The sequence below is a fragment of the Acinetobacter sp. CS-2 genome, from assembly GCF_016599715.1.
In the GTDB taxonomy this organism is placed as follows: domain Bacteria; phylum Pseudomonadota; class Gammaproteobacteria; order Pseudomonadales; family Moraxellaceae; genus Acinetobacter.
This window is the reverse complement of record NZ_CP067019.1, coordinates 1,558,824-1,576,300: the sequence shown is the minus strand read 5'-3', so window position 1 is coordinate 1,576,300 and position 17,477 is coordinate 1,558,824. Positions and strand designations below refer to the sequence as shown.

The 17,477-nt window shown below is 41.2% G+C and carries 19 protein-coding genes and 2 pseudogenes; all 21 read right to left on the bottom strand.

The features are described 5' to 3' along the window. Positions 1-14 precede the first annotated feature (14 nt). The gene (locus tag JFY49_RS07900) at positions 15-1,634 is read right to left on the bottom strand and encodes a hypothetical protein (protein WP_200224723.1); all 1,620 of its coding nucleotides are present in this window, start codon (positions 1,632-1,634) and stop codon (positions 15-17) included. A gap of 121 nt (positions 1,635-1,755) precedes the next feature. Beyond that, positions 1,756-3,690: pseudogene (locus JFY49_RS07895) on the bottom strand (hypothetical protein); the annotation flags it as partial. Continuing rightward, positions 3,680-4,099 carry a hypothetical protein gene (locus JFY49_RS07890; protein ID WP_200224722.1) on the bottom strand — a complete coding sequence of 140 codons (420 nt, stop codon included), beginning with the start codon at positions 4,097-4,099 and terminating at the stop codon, positions 3,680-3,682. The gene JFY49_RS07890 and the pseudogene JFY49_RS07895, both read right to left, overlap by 11 nt. After that, the gene (locus JFY49_RS07885; RefSeq protein WP_200224721.1) at positions 4,096-7,728 is read right to left on the bottom strand and encodes a tape measure protein; all 3,633 of its coding nucleotides are present in this window, start codon (positions 7,726-7,728) and stop codon (positions 4,096-4,098) included. The genes JFY49_RS07890 and JFY49_RS07885 overlap by 4 nt, the downstream gene beginning before the upstream one ends. Positions 7,729-7,956: 228 nt before the next feature. Then, on the bottom strand, positions 7,957-8,238 hold the full coding sequence (locus JFY49_RS07880) for a hypothetical protein (protein WP_200224720.1): 282 nt from the start codon (positions 8,236-8,238) through the stop codon (positions 7,957-7,959). A gap of 54 nt (positions 8,239-8,292) precedes the next feature. Then, positions 8,293-8,862: a hypothetical protein gene (locus JFY49_RS07875; protein ID WP_200224831.1), complete on the bottom strand. Its 570-nt coding sequence runs from the start codon at positions 8,860-8,862 to the stop codon at positions 8,293-8,295. A 65-nt stretch (positions 8,863-8,927) separates the two neighbouring features. Then, on the bottom strand, positions 8,928-9,290 hold the full coding sequence (locus JFY49_RS07870) for a hypothetical protein (protein ID WP_200224719.1): 363 nt from the start codon (positions 9,288-9,290) through the stop codon (positions 8,928-8,930). A 65-nt stretch (positions 9,291-9,355) separates the two neighbouring features. Continuing rightward, positions 9,356-10,384, bottom strand: coding sequence for a transposase (locus tag JFY49_RS07865; protein ID WP_200223267.1), 1,029 nt, complete (start codon positions 10,382-10,384; stop codon positions 9,356-9,358). A gap of 39 nt (positions 10,385-10,423) precedes the next feature. Continuing rightward, entirely contained in the window at positions 10,424-10,735 is a 312-nt protein-coding gene (locus JFY49_RS07860) for a hypothetical protein (protein ID WP_200224718.1), read from the bottom strand. Between the two features lie 2 nt (positions 10,736-10,737). Continuing rightward, positions 10,738-11,082 carry a hypothetical protein gene (locus JFY49_RS07855; RefSeq protein ID WP_200224716.1) on the bottom strand — a complete coding sequence of 115 codons (345 nt, stop codon included), beginning with the start codon at positions 11,080-11,082 and terminating at the stop codon, positions 10,738-10,740. An 86-nt stretch (positions 11,083-11,168) separates the two neighbouring features. After that, positions 11,169-11,384 (bottom strand): hypothetical protein, encoded by a 216-nt coding sequence (locus tag JFY49_RS07850; protein WP_200224903.1) that lies wholly within the window; start codon positions 11,382-11,384, stop codon positions 11,169-11,171. A gap of 92 nt (positions 11,385-11,476) precedes the next feature. After that, entirely contained in the window at positions 11,477-11,935 is a 459-nt protein-coding gene (locus tag JFY49_RS07845) for a helix-turn-helix domain-containing protein (protein ID WP_166169091.1), read from the bottom strand. Positions 11,936-11,943: 8 nt separating this feature from the next. Further along, positions 11,944-12,244 (bottom strand): annotated as a pseudogene (locus JFY49_RS07840) (DUF4258 domain-containing protein). A gap of 279 nt (positions 12,245-12,523) precedes the next feature. After that, positions 12,524-13,282, bottom strand: coding sequence for a hypothetical protein (locus tag JFY49_RS07835; protein WP_200224715.1), 759 nt, complete (start codon positions 13,280-13,282; stop codon positions 12,524-12,526). Between the two features lie 3 nt (positions 13,283-13,285). After that, entirely contained in the window at positions 13,286-13,717 is a 432-nt protein-coding gene (locus JFY49_RS07830; protein ID WP_200224714.1) for a hypothetical protein, read from the bottom strand. Continuing rightward, positions 13,710-14,258: a phage virion morphogenesis protein gene (locus JFY49_RS07825; protein WP_200224713.1), complete on the bottom strand. Its 549-nt coding sequence runs from the start codon at positions 14,256-14,258 to the stop codon at positions 13,710-13,712. Before JFY49_RS07825 ends, JFY49_RS07830 begins: the two co-directional genes overlap by 8 nt. Before the next feature lie 7 nt (positions 14,259-14,265). Next, the gene (locus JFY49_RS07820) at positions 14,266-14,706 is read right to left on the bottom strand and encodes a gp436 family protein (RefSeq protein WP_200224712.1); all 441 of its coding nucleotides are present in this window, start codon (positions 14,704-14,706) and stop codon (positions 14,266-14,268) included. A gap of 7 nt (positions 14,707-14,713) precedes the next feature. Beyond that, complete coding sequence (locus tag JFY49_RS07815) at positions 14,714-14,986, bottom strand: hypothetical protein (protein WP_200224711.1); 273 nt, start codon at positions 14,984-14,986, stop codon at positions 14,714-14,716. A gap of 10 nt (positions 14,987-14,996) precedes the next feature. Further along, the gene (locus JFY49_RS07810; protein ID WP_200224709.1) at positions 14,997-16,070 is read right to left on the bottom strand and encodes a major capsid protein; all 1,074 of its coding nucleotides are present in this window, start codon (positions 16,068-16,070) and stop codon (positions 14,997-14,999) included. 3 nt (positions 16,071-16,073) lie between these two features. Then, complete coding sequence (locus JFY49_RS07805; protein ID WP_200224708.1) at positions 16,074-16,457, bottom strand: hypothetical protein; 384 nt, start codon at positions 16,455-16,457, stop codon at positions 16,074-16,076. Beyond that, positions 16,457-17,422, bottom strand: coding sequence for a hypothetical protein (locus JFY49_RS07800; RefSeq protein WP_200224707.1), 966 nt, complete (start codon positions 17,420-17,422; stop codon positions 16,457-16,459). Before JFY49_RS07800 ends, JFY49_RS07805 begins: the two co-directional genes overlap by 1 nt. Between the last annotated feature and the right edge of the window lie 55 nt (positions 17,423-17,477).

The window sequence follows — 17,477 nt, the reverse complement described above, 5'->3', positions numbered from 1 at the left end:
ATTTGAATTAATGTTTACAGTACGCGATCAATATCACCACGGAGCATAATCTGGAATTGATCTGATAATACTGTAGGTTCTGATTGCTTCACTGTTCTAATCACCCAGACCGGGAAATTGGCAGCCACCGTATTGAAACGCAAGACATTGCCATTGGCCCAACCTTCACCCCAACCTTCTTTTTTAACTGTGAAGTACGGCACGCCTGTCACTGGGTTAATCGGTGCATAATCTGCGTTTGTTGTACCGGTACCAATCTGGCCAGAATATTCACCGATGCAGCGGAATGATTGCGTATCGGTAAACTGGATATACCAACGCTCCTGAATGGCGCCCTTGTTTGTGACTTGAATCGGATACAGTGCATCATTGTAGTTCGCTGGAATTGTGGCACCTACAGGCGCATCTGACCATGTACCACTCCATGAGCCTTGCACAAACTTTCGTGTGTAACGTGCCTGCATATCACCAATGACCAAAGCAGATCCAACAATAGTGTCCACTGCATCGTAATTGTGGGTTAAAGGTTTGGTGAATGTCAGCTGGCCATTGATCTGCACGTCACGTATCAGGCCCATGTCTTGATAACGGTATTTTACTGCCAGCGGTGCAACCAGACTGCCTAGAACAAAGTCACCACCGAGCGTCACGCGGCCATAGTCATAGTCAATCGTGTACAAATCGAAAGCTACTTTCGTTCCGTTAGCATCCTCCAATTCCGCCCACGAAATGCGCTGATCATTCAGATTGTAAGTGGTTCCTGCAATTGCACTTGGCAATGCTTGAGACTTACTTGAGCTGACAATCCCAATGCCACCAACACGGAAAATCGGAACTTTCCCATCCAGAGGTAACCGGGTTGCTGATAAGCCTAGAATTTCAGAATCAAGTGGAATATAGGTATAAGCTACAGCGTTATAGCGAACAGATGAGGCATCCACCCAGACCGGTACATTGATATAAGTTTTACCCAGTTCCTCATATTCAAGCAAAATGTCATACCAGGCATTCGCCTCAATTGCTGCCCGGTTAGCTGATGTGATTTCAGTCTTGGTATAGAAATAGATATTCACAAAACCAGTGTCGTGATTAATCGAACCATGCGCACGACTGGTTTCAATGATGCCATTTTCGTCTGTAGTTAATGTGAGTTGACCAAAATCCAATGAAGCAACAACAACAGTCAGTGACTGTGGTCGAATCGGAATCACAGGGGTTCTAAAACTTACATGGCTGAGTGGTGGCAAATCCGTTGTGGTGGTAAGCGATTCAAGTGTTAAAACATTATCTGTATTTGGTGTCCAGGATGTTAAGCTTAATTCACCATTTCCATACTGAATTTCACCCGATGCTGTACCACTGCCATTTAATGGGTTTACATTGCGGTAAATGGTGCCAGTGCGATCTATGAAAGTTTCATTTCCAATTTTAAAACGAACAGACCCGGCAAGAATTTGCTCACTAAACCCATAGGTTAAGTCAAACTTTAAATCACCACTCGTTATAGCTTTCGTTCCTGATGTGCTGCCGGAAGCATCACGGTAACGGGCCTTGATTCCTGTTGTTTCAGAAAAAGCCTTGTATGTTGTATTTCCAAGCGAAACATTACTTGGCTGTGATTGATAAATTGTCATATTTCCTCACTTAACCGGCTACATAGTTTGCCCAAGGGTTTGATTGTGGTTTATAGCTAGTGGTTACTGTAGCTGCTGGTAGTGATGAGCCTGACCCACTTTGAGATGAGCTTTCAAGACTGGAAGTTACTGGGGTTTTTTCATAGAAATATGAAGTTAAAACTGCTGGAGTCATACTTACCACACCCGTTGTGTAGTTGATTGTTCCTTGCACCTGACCAAAAGCATCAATGAGTGAGCCTGAGCCATTATCAGTGACCACAAGCGTAATTGTGTCGCCAAGTACCGATGTTAAAGGGACTTCAATCATGACCGAGTTTGGCTGTAGTGCAGCACCAGTGCCTACTGTAAACGCCAGTTGTTGATTGGTGTCTGGAATAGCAGGCGGTACATCCTGAGTCTTTGCCTCACCAAACTGGTAGCTAAAGTTAAATACAGCGCCTTTCTGAGGTAGTTTGGTTGGAATCAAAGCACCTTTCCCTAATGCGAAATTAATAAAACCTGTTGCATCACCAGTGAATTGACCTGCATTATTCGAAGTTGCTGTTTTTGTTACACCTTCCAATACCCATGTCACTGTCACACTACCGGAAAGAATAGCCTCTTGCTCAAGGTCAAATTCAAACTTCGCAGGCAGAACAGGCAGATTAGCGCGCTGATAGGTTGCTATTGGTGTACCCCAAAGTAACAGAATCGGCGTGTCTACATCAGGCAAAGCCCCTGTGGTCAACAACCAGGAGCCAGTTTCATAATTGATCATGCCTGAGCCAAATGAAGGACTGGTACCTTTTAGCTGACCTGAGCCATTATCTTTCAGTTCATAAAACTTGCCTTGTGACATATATGAAATAGAAAGGCTGCCCGGGGCCGGGATTGGGACCAGCACTCCGGTCCAGTTAGTACTTTGATTATTCTGGGTAACTGGCACAGCATAAGACTGGAAATACTGATTTGGTGCAGCTGCTGGTTTAAATGTAATGTTTAATGTTGCTGCTCCAGAGCCTGCAGCTGCAGTCCATTGAATTAACCCACGCTGGTAATCAATCGTGCCGACTTGAGAACCACTCGATGTTTTAAGAAGCCCACCTTGATCTGTGATTGCTTGACCAAACAAGGTAAACGCTACGCTTGACGGCATCACGGCTGAGCCAATATATAGGTTTTGGCTTACTCCAACTGTAGTTGAAAAACTGGCAGTGATTGATCCACTATTCCCAGGTACTAGAATAGTGCTCTCACCTGCCGCATTAACATCAACAATTGGAGATTCAGTTTGTGCCGATGGAATGAGTTGAGCAAAAATACTTTTAGCATTGACTGTATATTCACCAACACTTGCATTAGTAGACAAGTCAGTCGATGCATAATATTCACCCGTATCAGCAACAATCGAATCACGGATAATGGTTTTTGATGCCTGACCGCTATACCACTGGCGAGCTGACAATCCAACATAATCCATATCAAGTGGATCATTAAGAGTATAAGTGGCAATTTTATATTCAACATTTTTACCATCAATCACCATGATTGCTGTTCGTGTTTCCACTTTAGTGATACGCACATATTGCTCATGCTCTAAAGCTTTTCCCTCATCGCTAATCAACACGATAGTATCACCTACGGAAGATTCAACTTCTTGTAGAAACATGGCTACCTGTAGCAACTTCATACCTTGCAAGTGTGTATCTAATGGCGTCCCGGAAATCTGCCCACCTTTGGCCAGGTAGTTCTCCACCCGGTTCTGTGCAGACTGACGTTCATCCATCCAGTTTTTAGTACTGAAAAGCAATGCTGAGACGTTTGGGTCTTTGGGATTCTCCGAGATAAAGACCGTTGCACCCATTAGTGAGTCAGTATCTTCCGTAACCACTGCCGGGAAGATTTTACACATGGAGACATCCCCCATGGCTCGATCCATCTCAGAAATATCATTAAACAAGTTATTGCTGATGCCATCCTGTACTACAACGCCTGAATATTTACCACCGCCATCAGAGTTATCAGTCAAGCGTTCAGACTTGTAAATCACTAGATCCTTAGTTTCAATCGCCATCGTTTAACTCCGTAAAGCGCAAGGTCACGTTGTAATAATCATCCAGCGATACTGCTGGAATCCCTTTTACCGGTGCAGCCTCTAAGGCCCCATCCTGATGATTAAATTTGACTGTGAATTCCCGGTTGTCATGTGGTTGTTCAAACTGCAGTTGAAATACCTCGTTCTGCAACTTGGTCCACTCCAAAACAGTCCGTAATTCACGCAGCTTGATCCAACCCATTTCCCGATCTGCCGGCTGCAACGTAATTGGTCGACCAGATTTCTTTTTTCCTTCCTGAATTACCAGAGATCCATCAATTGCATAGTTTTGAGTCTGCTCAATAGCCTTCCATGAGAATTCATCAGGCCATAAAAAACCGTCCTCTAATGGGACGGTCTCTGATGTTGCTAAGCGAATAAGTTTCATGTTGATTTCGCCTGTGTTTTAAGTTGATTGACCAGTTGATTCATTAGGGATTCCTGTTCTGACGTTCCAGAAAGTTCAAGCGTTTGGCCACCAAACTGAATCTGATAAATCACCGTTTTACCGCTTGAGTTAATATTATCTGCCGTACTTGGGGCGGCTAGATTTACATTGGGTGCCAGACTATTTACATCAACTGGCTTAGTTGAAGGGCCTGTTGATACAAGACTGCTGGCAGTCATTTGACTCAACAATTCGTTGATCTTGTTAGTCCCGTTTTGAGTGGTTAGCCCTTTAGATGCAGCTCTACCAAATTCAGCATTAATCAATGCCTTCATTGCTAGGCTTCCATCCTTTCCTAAACCCTGTTCTTTGGCAGCACGGTCAGCCTCCATAGCTTTAGACCAGATATCACCGGCCAATTTCTGAGCCTCTTGATCACTATAGCCCTTGCTCTTCAATTGGGCCAAAACATCAGCCTTACTGTATGAGTCATAGTTATAGATACCTTTACTCAGTGCTTCGCCCTGACGTTTCATTTCAGCATCGAACTGTTTAGATGCTGCTGCAACTGCATCAGCCCATGCTTCTGTAGATGACTTGGCTTCTTCACGTGCTACTTGACCGGCTTGACGGAATCCATCACCAATGCCACGAGCTGAATCTCGAACATGATCGTTGGCTTTAGACCATTCATCCATGGATTTTACGGAGGCTTTTCCAGTGTTATCGATTTGGACTTCAAGGTTGCGACCCGCATTCGCAGCATTTGTTGCGGCAATGACACTGGCATCACCAGATGCTGCAGCTGCTTGAGCAGCTTTTTCGTAAGCTTTTTGGACACCTTCAGCCGTTGCCTTTCCACTATCTCGAATTGTGATGTAGTCCATCAAAGCCTGTTGTGCTGCAAGCTTTAGGTTTTCTTTAGTTTCAATTCCGAGACGTTTAAATGCTTCTGTTACCGGATCAATATCATCTGGTAGCTTTTGGGCTTGAAGTTTAATTGCAATTAAACCTTGCTCAACCTGAGATGTTGAAACCTGTCCCTGATCACCAAACTCCTTAAGCTTAGCTTTAGCTGCATCAATTTCAGCCTGACTTTTGGCTGTTTCAAGCCATTTAAGCCAAGCTTCATAAGTGACTTCTCCTGCCTGTTTGCCTTTCACTCCCATTAATTCAAGGCTATTCACAAAATCCTCAAGGCTTTTCTTTTTCTCATCAAATCCTTTTGATACACGATTGAGAGCGACATCTAAATCCAAACCTAATGCTTCTGCACCTTTGCGCCCAGCAACCAATTTATTATTTAAATTAGTCACCCCAGCAGAACCATCATCCATGGCTTTTACAATAGCCTTTCCGGTGGCATCGAATTCAATCTTTAACCCTTGTGCTGCAAGGGTGGTCTGCATAGTTTTTTGAGTGGCTGCATCAGCTGCTTTTTGAGTCCCATCAGCTGCCACAAGCTGAGCATTTACCCAGTCTTGAGCAGCTTTAATTTTCTCATCGCTAATCTTTTTGCTTTCAGCCTGGTATGCCTTCTCCTTGGCATCTAAGTCTGCAAGGCCTTTTACAGCTAAATCAATTGCAGCTTGATTTCCAGATTTACGCGCATCAAAAAGTTGTTGCTCTGCCTTAACTCGCTCGTCACTTATGGCCTTATAGTCAGCCTTGTGCTTTTCCTCCTGGGCTTTTAACTGGTCAAGGGTTTGCTGGGCATTGGATACCCTTTCCTGATTGGCCTCTGCCTCTGTTTGAGTAATATCTTTAATGGCTTCACGGGTAGCTGATTTACTTTCTAAGGCTAGACGTTTAGCTTCTGAGGCATTCTTATCTGCCTGTCTGAATAGTGCATCTGAGGCATTTTGAGCCTGTGCTGACAGATCATCAAAGCCCAAGAAATCCAGCACGGCGGCGTTTAATGAATAAATACCACCTGAAATAAACTGAATGCCGGAAAGCAGTAGTTTAAGCGCAATATTTAGCCCTGTTGCTCCATCAGCAACTACGCCTAATGCAATTTTAAAAACATTAAATAATGTAGTTAATCCACTGACTTCTTCTTTACCATTCAAGATTGTATTAAATAAAGGAGCAATAGCATCTAGGGTAGATGAGAAAGCACTCCATGCAGTTTCAGCAATTCCAGCAAGACTGGATATGACTATTTTAATCGTGTCATACACAGCAGTTAATGTGCTTCCAATCGACTCAATAGTGGATGAGTCAATCTCAGACAGCTTATCTTGAAACCATCCCACCCCGGCTGCAACATCATCAAAGAAGACTTTTAGAATTCCTAAATTATCAGCTATTGCAGATAAAGCATTTGCTACAGTTGCACTCGAACCATTAGCCTGATCCATTTCACCAATCAGAATCTGCCACTGTGTAGAAATCTTCTGCAGTGCATTGCTAATCGTTAAAGGAAACTTAGCATAATCGGCTTCAATTGCTTTAGACTGGTTTTGTATAGCCTTGATAACCTTCTCTGATGATAGTTCACCGTTCTCAGCCATATTACGCAGCTCACTGGTGGTTACACCTAATGACTGAGCCAAGGCTTTAGAGATACCTGGGGCCTGCTCCATGATTGAGTTAAACTCATCACCACGAAGTACACCAGATTGTAATGCCTGGGTAAACTGAACAACCGCCGCTTCAGTAGATGCCGCTGATCCGCCACCTGTTTGAATAGCCATGTTAATGGTTTTGACTAGATCCAAATTCTGCTGCTGGGTTAGCCCCATCTGCTTACCAATATCATTCACTTTAGTGAATAATCCGGCAGTAGCATCAAGGCTTGAATTGGTCATCAATGCTACTTGATGCACACCAGCCATGGCTTGCTGGAAGTTACCACCATCACTGGTAGCAATATTGATACGTGCTGATAGGTTTGTATATGAGTCTGCTGCTTCAGCGAGTTCCTTAATCCCCAGCCCAATGCCGATACCACCCATTGCACCAATAAGAGCAGTAAATCCTGTTTTTAACACCCCTATGCTTGATTGCACTTGGCCCGATATTGTTGAAGTTTGTGCAAGTTCAGAATTTGCCTTACCTATTGACTGGTCTAAATTACCCATATTCAGGGCAGTGGAACGGGACTCATTCGATAAAGCATTAATTCCAGGAATAACCAGACCTAGTTCTGACCTGAATTTTTTGAATGCCGTATCTGCTTGTAAAACCTCTTTTGCAAGAACGTCTACTTGTTTTTGTGCAGTAGCAATGTCTTCTGGTGTTGCATTTGTTTTTGAGAACTCTTCGAGCTTTGTTTTTGAAGTCGCTAAATTGGCTTTTAAGATATTTAATGATCTAACCGAATCAACACCAAGCTTTTTGAACCCATCAACTACCCCATCAGATGCAAAATCAGCATCTTTTAATGACTCTGTAATAGTGTTTAATGACTCAGTAAGTTTGATGGCTCGTTCATTTGCATTTTTTGGAATAATGCCATCAATAGCTTTGGCGGCTTGACTTGAAACACCAACTATACTTGCAGATCCATCTTTGATTGCAGCTATTGCTTTTTCCGCAGCCTGTTTAGACTGATTAACATTAGTGACAAAGCTTTTGGTGTCAGCGTCCATTACCAGCTTAAATGTTAAATTTTTTCCAGCCATGACAACCTCTGAATTTTAGGCATTAAAAAACCCGCATATAGCGGGTTTAGATTTGATTTTGATAGCTTTTAGGGTGTGTCTTCCACCATAGAGCCACAGTGCTTGCACTTAATTGCAGCTAACTTTATTTGTTCAGCGCAAAATGGGCATTCTTTGAATTCAGAATTTTTTCTTTGATCTTTGCTGACCCCACATGTCCACATGAAATACATTCAACTGTACTCACACTCAGCGCTCCCAATCAATGCTATAGACAGCACCATCAACCACTGTAATGACATATTTCTGCCCATTAACTTGATAAATATAGGACGTTGCTTTGTGTGGCCAGCCATCGCGGTCATGGATAACATGTCGGTATGAAGATTCTGGACTGCCAAGAACATCGATCATTTTGCTGTATGAATTGCCACGCTCTACAAACGCAGTACTACCCCGAACTGAGTCAACACTTACAGCATAAGCAGATGAACATACTGCCAACATAATCACTAAAATAAATTTTTTCACAAAGCTGTACCCTCAATTATTATTTACACATCATAACTTTAGGTAGCTAGTTGATCAATCTGAAACCATTTCTTTCTTGAATGACTCAAAACCCTTCTTATCAGTTTGGGCTACACGCGCTGCAACAGCTGAGTTAATGATTCCCTGTCTATACATTTTATTTGCTGCTTTAACGTAACCCTGAAATGCCCCGTAAGTCATTTCCATTATTTCATTGTGTTGATGGCCCATTGATACAAGGAACTGGAACGAATCGAACCAGGTGGATTCATCTGTCTGAGTATTTTTCTTTGCACCACGTTTTGGTTTTTCAGGTTTGAAATAGGCCTGATTTACCAGAAGTACTGTTTTAAGCAGTTCCTTGAATGACTGCTCATCTGAAGCAAGTTTAAAGAGTGATTGATTGTCCAGATCAGTGATGCATGTAATGGCTGAAATGACCTGCACGCTATGAGCCTTAAATAGCTCGTTTAAAATCTCATCTGAATGATCTTTATATTTTAGGAATTGTTTGATTGGTTCAGCATGTGTAGCCCAAGTATCGAAATCCTTCATTTGGATCTGACGGACTTCAATATTATTCACCGTGATAGATCGGTTCGTTGCTAAGAAAAAATCATTCATGATTGAGTCTCGGGTATAAATTTTAGGCATTAAAAAAGCACCTTACGGTGCTTTTAATTTTCATATCAATCCAAATCACTTAATTCTTTCTGAAATGCTGTGGCACAAGTTAAATACATTTTATTGCTAAACTCAGTAACTGCATTATCTTGATTTTCTTTTGTGGACCACTTTGGCTCTTTATAAGCTTCATAAATTATATGCTTGTAATATTGTCTTATGGGCTCTGCCATTTTTGGTGCTTTATTTAGGACATTGATGCTATTTGCAATATTCTCACCTAGTTGTCTTGAGCGCATAACTGACTCAGCATATTCACCCACATTGCCACAGATTTCATCTATAGCATCCCCCTTCGTGGTCTCATTTTTAGCAAAAATGTTGCATGATGTAGATAATAAAATTCCTATCAAAATTATCTTTTCCACTATTTACTTCCGCACATAATCAGAAAATTCTTTTAAAATGTATTTACAGTAGGACTTACGCAGTATTATTTATAGATTCTCTGTGGTAGCAGATGATTTTTATCGAGAATAAAGTCATCAATGAAGTTTTTGATCATTGGTCTAAATAATTTCTTCTGCCAACGATATACATTTTCAAAGATCCGCTCAAACTGGTTCTTTTGTATCTCGACGTAGGCCATCAAGGCTGAAAAAATATGATTCAAAATCAGTTTAGATCGTCTTACTTGAAACTTTTCAATATGACAAACCTGTTTAATCACCCGGTGATATTGTTCTATTTTCCAATGACTTGAATGTAATTCATGAAAACTCTCAAAGGACAATAAATCATCTTCATCTTGATGCACAATATAAAACCTCTGCTGTTCTTTTAACTGAGTCTTAAATAATTGTACAAAGCCAAAATCTTTGAGCCAGACCACTTGACCCTGATGGAAATTTGGCAATAAACGCAGTTGAAACCATTGTCCTTTTTCTGGGGAAACCTTACGGTTACAGTCGATACCAAACATAAATCGAATACCATATTTTCTTATGGTTTTTAGATTTCCAGTCGATGAATACCAACTATCACCTGTAATAAATTGAATCTTTGCACCCCAACTGAGTACTTCACTTAACATATCCATAAAGTAATCATTCTTGGTTTTACTTTCAGATTTGTCATAAATTCGGAAATTAATTGGAATATTTTGACCATTTTGATCTGTCGCATACAAGGTAATGAGATTAATACCCTTGACGGATCGGTGGTGTTTGCCTGACCAAAAATAGCTAACTAAGTCCATATGCTGACTATACGGTTTATCTAAAACAGTATCATCAATACTGACTATAAGTTTATTATTATCAATATGTTGAATTGCTTCTTGATATAGGTCGTGAGGTGTGTAGTCTTCACGCTCTAGAAAGCGATTTACACTATCATGCGAGATGTTATAAGTCTCGGCAAGTTGTGTGCAGCTAATAGAGTTCGGTTCTGTCATGAGAAAGCCCATATAAATGGGTAGAGTACAAGTTGCTGTAGAAGCATTTTTAATTCGTCTGATCACAGATACTTTATAAAGTATTTTAATACTTTTTTGAATCCGTCAATGCGTAAGTCCTATACAGGTAAATTCTTTTCCATCTTCTTTGACATGTCGATCATATTCTTTCATGCCGAACATTAAGACTTCTGAGCCATATTCATCGCCCAACTCATGCTTGAAGCACTTAGCAGAGTCTGATATTAGTTCTTCATTATATTCTCTATAACCACACTCTATTTGGGCTCTCGATAGTAAGCCGTGAACAGAAACTACTTGCTCACAGAATGTTGGCTCTTCTCCATTTTTTGGGGTTAAAGAATATGAGGTTTGAGAGAAACATAAAGTAGCTACAATCACTAGAATATTTTTCATTTTTAATCCATTAAATCAGTGTAGCCTTTTAAATTAGCATCACAGAATGCTTTTTCACCAAAAGCCTTATATCTCATTCTTGAATCTTCTAGAACATCTTTTGCTAAAGTATCGACCGTTGACTGAGGAACTGTATACCTACACTGACCTTTTTCATAAATCTCTTTTAAACTTTCCTTCACTCCACCATTAAACCCACATACCTCCTCTAAAACCCCATTAAAAATTGCTGCCCCAAGGATTTCTTTACATTGGTTTAAATCTAATTTTGGTTTTACTTCTTTATTTCCAGCGAAAGTTAAAATAGGTAACACACACAGAAAACCTAAAGCAAATAATCTTTTCATCCCAAACCCCTCATTAATTCCCTATAAAATAACAAATTAATAAAGTGTAGTCTAAGTTTTAGGCATTTAAAATATAAACTAGGGCGCTAATTTTTCTCAATTTTAATTTTATGTACAAGTCGATGACCTGTGTGTGATTCATGCCCCAGGGCAATAATATCAATAATCCCTTCATCTTCTAAGCTTATTAAAAAGTGATGGACACCTTGCATATCATTTAACTCAAAATCATTGCCGATCCACTTAGTAGCGCCAGATTTCATATTTTCTATTTCTTGTTGGATTTTGTTGTAGTCAACCATTTCGGTTCAAGCTTTTTATAATTTGACGTTAATTTATATCTGGAATGGTCCTGAATTCAAGCATTAAAAAACCACTCCGAAGAGTGGTTCTTTTATCTTGCTTCACATTCTTTATGCTTCCAAGAATGATTCCGCGAATATGAAAAATTCATATTGTTGGTTTCAAAAGTTCGCTCTTGATGATTAAGCTTTTCAATCATTTCCATAAGAGCACCACCTCCATGGGCTTGCTCTTTATATAAGGCTCTTAAAACAAGTTCAGCAGGCTTTCCAATCTCTACTCGATCACTTTCCCAGTTTCGGACTGTGGACTCATTGACCTTTAAAATGCCTGCTAGATTTTTCTGCGAAAGATTTAATTCTTTGCGCAAGAAGCGAATTTCTTCACCATTAAGTTCTGGTTTTTCATTAATCAAATATAGGCCAATGGTTTTATGAAGTTCATTCACTGATGCAATAGATACTAACTCACCATATTCATCATCGATTTCTATTTCAAAACCATCAACAAGCCAAACATTGCTTAAACCACACTCTTCATAGTGATACATAACTGTGCCTATTCTTTAAATGTAGTAACAACAATTGAGAAATCCCCCGTCTTCACGACATCTAATCACAACAGTTGTCGTAATATTTTCCCCTGCAGTGCGAACAGTAATATTTAACTTACTATCACCACGGGTATCTGGATAAGGACCCTCAGTAATATCTCCATACTCAAAACAGCAAATAATCTGTTTAAGTGAGATACCGCGCTCCATCATCCTTTCCCTAACATGCGTTGTTAGTTTGATCTTTCTAGTGTCTTTTGCAATTTCTCTAAGCTTACGCTTAGCTTCAATTTCGGTTAAACACATATACAGACACTTTTATTGATTGGGTTGAGTGATTTGCGCAGAACCGTTAATTATTAGCGGTATGTGCGAATATTATTCCATATAGCATAATCGGTCAATACGCCATAGTTACAGAAATGTCAATATTTGTGACCCTACGACTGTGTTAATTCCTGTCGCGTAGCATCATCTATCTGCTGTTTATCAGCTGATAAACCCAACCTAAGCTGATTTCCATAATAAAACAGGCACAAAAAAAGACGCTTAAGCACCTGTGGAGTTCTTTGTGCCTGTGTTTTGTTAATCCAGATAAACAATACGCCCAAAGCTTCCTAGCTTTTCATCTAGTTGCTTGGTTGTATCAGCTAATGCTGATCCTTTAATTGAAATTTCCCCAGTTTCTTCATTGATGAAATCCATATTACCATCCACCGATGGTTTAAAGCGCCAAAGCTCAAGCGCTAACTTCTTATCGCTAATTGCATTGATACCTTCGAACAAATAATAATATTCTGCATCATCAGGCATGGTGAAGATGACTGTGGCTTTCACGGCCCCTACTGTGTAATCAGCAATCAATGGTTGGGTAAGATCAGTTAAGTCTAAAATTTTAACTTTGCCGTAACTAGCATCATAAGAATAATGCTGGTCTTCAACTAATTGCGTAGGTGTTCCAGACTTGGAGTCACTAATCATCAAATCGGAAATATTAAAACCATCCAGCTTGATAGTGTCACCAACTTTTAAACCAGTACCCAGATTTTTATCCTGAACACTCTCAATGGTAATTTCTTTAATTTCGGCTTGGAATGCTAGAGCAATATCCTCCTGCTTTTGTTCATCCATTGTGATTTCAAGTTCAACATCACGAGCTTTGGTCCATTCGCCAATTTTTTGACGTTTACCTGTTTTGGATTCATAACGCGAGAAAGTATCAGAGGAAATCGTTAACTTAACCCCGGTTTGGTTACCTAGTTCTCGTAAAACTTTAGCCCCTGGTAGATTCCGTGCTAAATGTGATGCCCCTTGTAGGGATAAAAATTCATAACCATTAGACATGGTTTACTCCTGATTAGTAAATTTTGTTGATTCAAATACTGCTGTGAGATATACACATGTCGATGAAAACTCCTCCCCAATGCTAATTAGCTTTAGAGGGTCTTTACTTGAGGCTGGTTGCCACCCACTAAGAAGGGTTATCACCTTGCTGATAAGTTCACCTGCTCGATCAATCGCTTTTGATCCATCACCCAATTGTGAAGCTGCATGTCGCTCGGTTACCGTTACATCCCATTGCAATCCAAGTTTAGTAACCTTGCCTCTCCCGGCTATATCCAGAACATTGGTTCGGAAATAATTAACATGAGCATTTGGTGTGACTTGAGATAGTTCTGTGATGATTCCTATATTGATCGGGGTGTAAACTTTTTTAAATTCCGAAATCTCTTCGAGTTTTTCCGCAATTTCTGCCCGTACGGCAAAAAAATTACTCATCAAATACCACCCCTTTAATAGAGTTCAAAATGCTTTGCTCCTCATCCTCAGTAATACCAAGCCAAGGTCGACGTGGCATATTCACGGTATAGGCTTTGCCCATAGTCTCTTGCATAAAGTTGGAGCGACTACGCCTTACAAAACGGTTACCCACTTCACCTGTACGCATGTTTTGACTGAAAAATGTTCTATGCATACGCGCTTCATGTTTGATTTCACCACCAAAGTGATGAATCGCTCCATACACAACATCAGTACCAACTTCCACACCATTAGTAAGAACATTGTGAGTAATTGAATTCATCAGTCTTGATTTATCGCGTAAGGTAATGCCTCCTTTGCGCATTACTCGTACAGATAGCGGCCATTTTCCCTCTAGCCCTTCGCCACCAATCCAACGTGAGCGAATGCCATTGGTGTTGGTGTTTCCAATATCATCAAATAATTCACTCTTACGCTGTTCAAAATCAGAGAGACTTTTAAGAATGGCCAGAATTGGAGAGTCACCATCAACATCGATTGAAATTGCCACACCACTCATAAATACCTCACTTGATGCTTGGCATCTGATCCAGAATAGCATCCCCAAAGACACCGCCGGTGTAAGATGCGCCTATAGGTGCTGTAGATGGTTTGTTTTTGGGTTGGTCATCCACGATCTGGTTTGTTTCAGGCAATTGGATCTGCAAATGCGCTTTGTTATCAGCAACACGTTTTAAGAATGCGATTGCATCCTCATAACGCTTTCGAACTTCTTCAGTTGGTTGCTGAAAATAAAGACGATAGCGTGCAATATCACACGCCATACGCTTTAAATTACTGGGCACATTAGGAAGCGGCAAAGGATAACGACCACCGATGTGGCCATTAATTTCTTCCGTTGCATCCTGGATTGCATCATCAATAGCTGATTGAGATGGAAGCATCTGTTTAAGCTGCTCAATCTCATTCCCAAATCGTGCGACCAAATCTGATTCAGTCGCGTACATAGATCACCTATTTAGCTTCGTCCGGTTTGTCCGTGGCTTTAGGTTTCGCAGCAGACTTTACTTTTTCAAGTTCAGCCACCTTAGCCTTAAGCTCGGCATTTTCCTTTTCAAGCTCGGCCAAACGTGCGGCGGTACCATCTGCTTTAGGCTCTGCTAGCTCTTGATATTCTTCAATAGCCCCAGATGCTAAAAGGGCCTGAAGTTGGTTAGCTTCAAGCCCTTTAATTTCCTGACCTGGACGAAAATGTCCGATCGACTGTTTTGCAATGTACTTTGGCATTTAGTTCTCCTTATACGAATCCACGACCGCCCACTAAACCGTTCTTGTTATTGGGAACAGCAAGTGGAGATGATTCAGCTAACAATTGAATGCTTGAAGGATTCTTTTCTTGCCATTGGCTTAAATAGAATTCTAATGCCTGGCCAAATGCTTCAACGTTTTGAAGCGCACAATGTGCAATCCAGCCATTTGCATCAGAAACCAAACCAAAGAAATCTTCCGGAATAAAACGTTCCGCAACACCTTCCATGCTGTGCTTAACGTCATAAGTCCAGATTTCAATATTATCCACTGTGCCACGGAATTGAGGCTTATCAGCTTGGTCAAACGTCGGTGTGATTGGCACGCTGATACCCGCATAAGGAGCAATGAATTTTTCTTTAAATTCAGCATCCTTAATCAAAGTATTGAACACTTTGGAAGTAGTCAGAGCCATATTAGGTGACGTACCAGAATGCTCAACTGATAAATCAATCATCGACTGAATGTCTTTAACCGGTGTAGCACCTGCCTGCCCCCATTTGACTAATGGAGTGAAGTTACAAGCAGGGTTACGCTCGTAATCCACTTCATACATCGGGAAGTCCGCTGAAGCAAAGGTTGTTTTACCGTAGAGAAGTACATCACGCGCAATTAATAGCTTTCGGTTTTCAATTGATTGGCGCAGATAGAGAGCCTTTTGCGCTTGGTCAATTAAAAGTAGATCCGCATCAGATAAACGATTTGAACCGGTCGCAATCACCCCAAACTGACGTAAGCGTGCGATAAGAGCAGTGTTTTGCACTTCACTTGGCATAACCGTCATCATTGGTTTTAGGTAGGCAGGCTTCACGAATTTCACATTGCCAGACTCACCCACTTTAATTTGACGACCAGCTGCATTCGGGGTAACAAACGGCGCAAGTGGAGTTGCTGTATTCAACTCACCAACTGGAACTTCCTTTTTAGTGTACGAAACACGCTGAGGGAAAAAGCGATCCATCAACCAGGTATCTACCTTTTGAGTAGTATCGGTCAGGAACACCAGCTGTGGTATATCCAGTAATTCAACTGGTGCATTTTGAAATGTAAAAGTCTGACTCATGTCTTAGTTCCCCACGACCTTACGAAGTTCGATTTTGTTTTTTAATGCCTGTGCACGTACTGCATCATATTGAGCAGTGGTTAAAGGCGTTCCATTCACAGTAACCACCTCAATATCAAATGGACCCTGCACATAGATCGGCATCTCTAGATTATTGTTGGAGTGATATGTAGATTGCTCTGCAGTGAAATCTGACACAGCAATCGCATTCCAATCACCAATCACACCTTCAGTCACTACCGGATGATCAGCCACGTTGTTGGCACCAACGTTGAGTAGATCTCCACGTTTGTATGCAGTTGCTGTTTTTACTTTGGCATTTTCAGTACGAATACCATCACCTACCACCAATTGATTAATGGTAATGGTTTGAGTAATTGTTCCCATTATTTAGACTCCTGAGCTGCCGCAAATTTGGCAAATGCCTGATCCAAAGCTGATCCTTGTGGAGCTTGCCCACCTTGACCACCATTAGCTTGATGAGTGAATAAGTGTGCATATGCTGGATTAACACTCGGTGCTGGTTGCTGTTGTTGTTGCTGTCCTGCTGGTGGTTGCTGACTTCCTGCCGAGAATTGGCGAAGTTGCTTGGCTGTAAACTCAAAAATCGAATCATCCATATTTGTATATGCAATTTTATCATCAACGCTAAACTGTGTTTTAAGCTCAGCTTCTAATGCAGTGATATCATCAGTACGCTTTTGAGCTTTGAACTTCTTAAGTTCGGCCAGTGCATCATCGCGTTCACGTTCTGCCTGCTCTTTGGCCTGTTGTGCTTTTTCTAATTCGGTCACGTTTGTGTCCTCTTTGGTTGGGTTTGGATTGGCTTTGCCTGAGAAGGCTTTAATTGATGTGTTACGATCCGCACCTGTTGAACAGATCGTGAACTCACGAATGCGGTTATTGCGGAACACGGCGATAGGTCCAGTAAATGACTGACCATTGACCACGACGGTCTGGCCTGTATTCACTTCTTCAACAGAACCCGGATCAATGAACATTGACATTTGAAACGGAAACTCATCATCAGAATCCTGGACAATTTCTTTGGCCCGTTCATTGGTCAAGAAGTGCCCTTCAACATCAATCTTTCCATTAGTATCGACTTGCTTAACCACACCAATACGGTTAGATCCGAAGTGCTCTTCCAGTAGTGCTGTAGGTGAGTCAATTTCGATACCATCAAGATCAAAGACCACACCAGTCCGGCCCCAATACCAGTGACCATCTACACGCCCACCACTGTAAGCTGTTCCCTTAAAGGTTCGTTTTTTTCCTTCTTCTGCCTTTGGTACCTCAATTGCCGCAGCATTAAATAGGTACTTCAGCCGTTCCTCATTTGGATCTGGCATTTTTCATGCTCCATAAAAAAACCGCCCGAAGGCGGCTTTACTTGATTAAAACTAT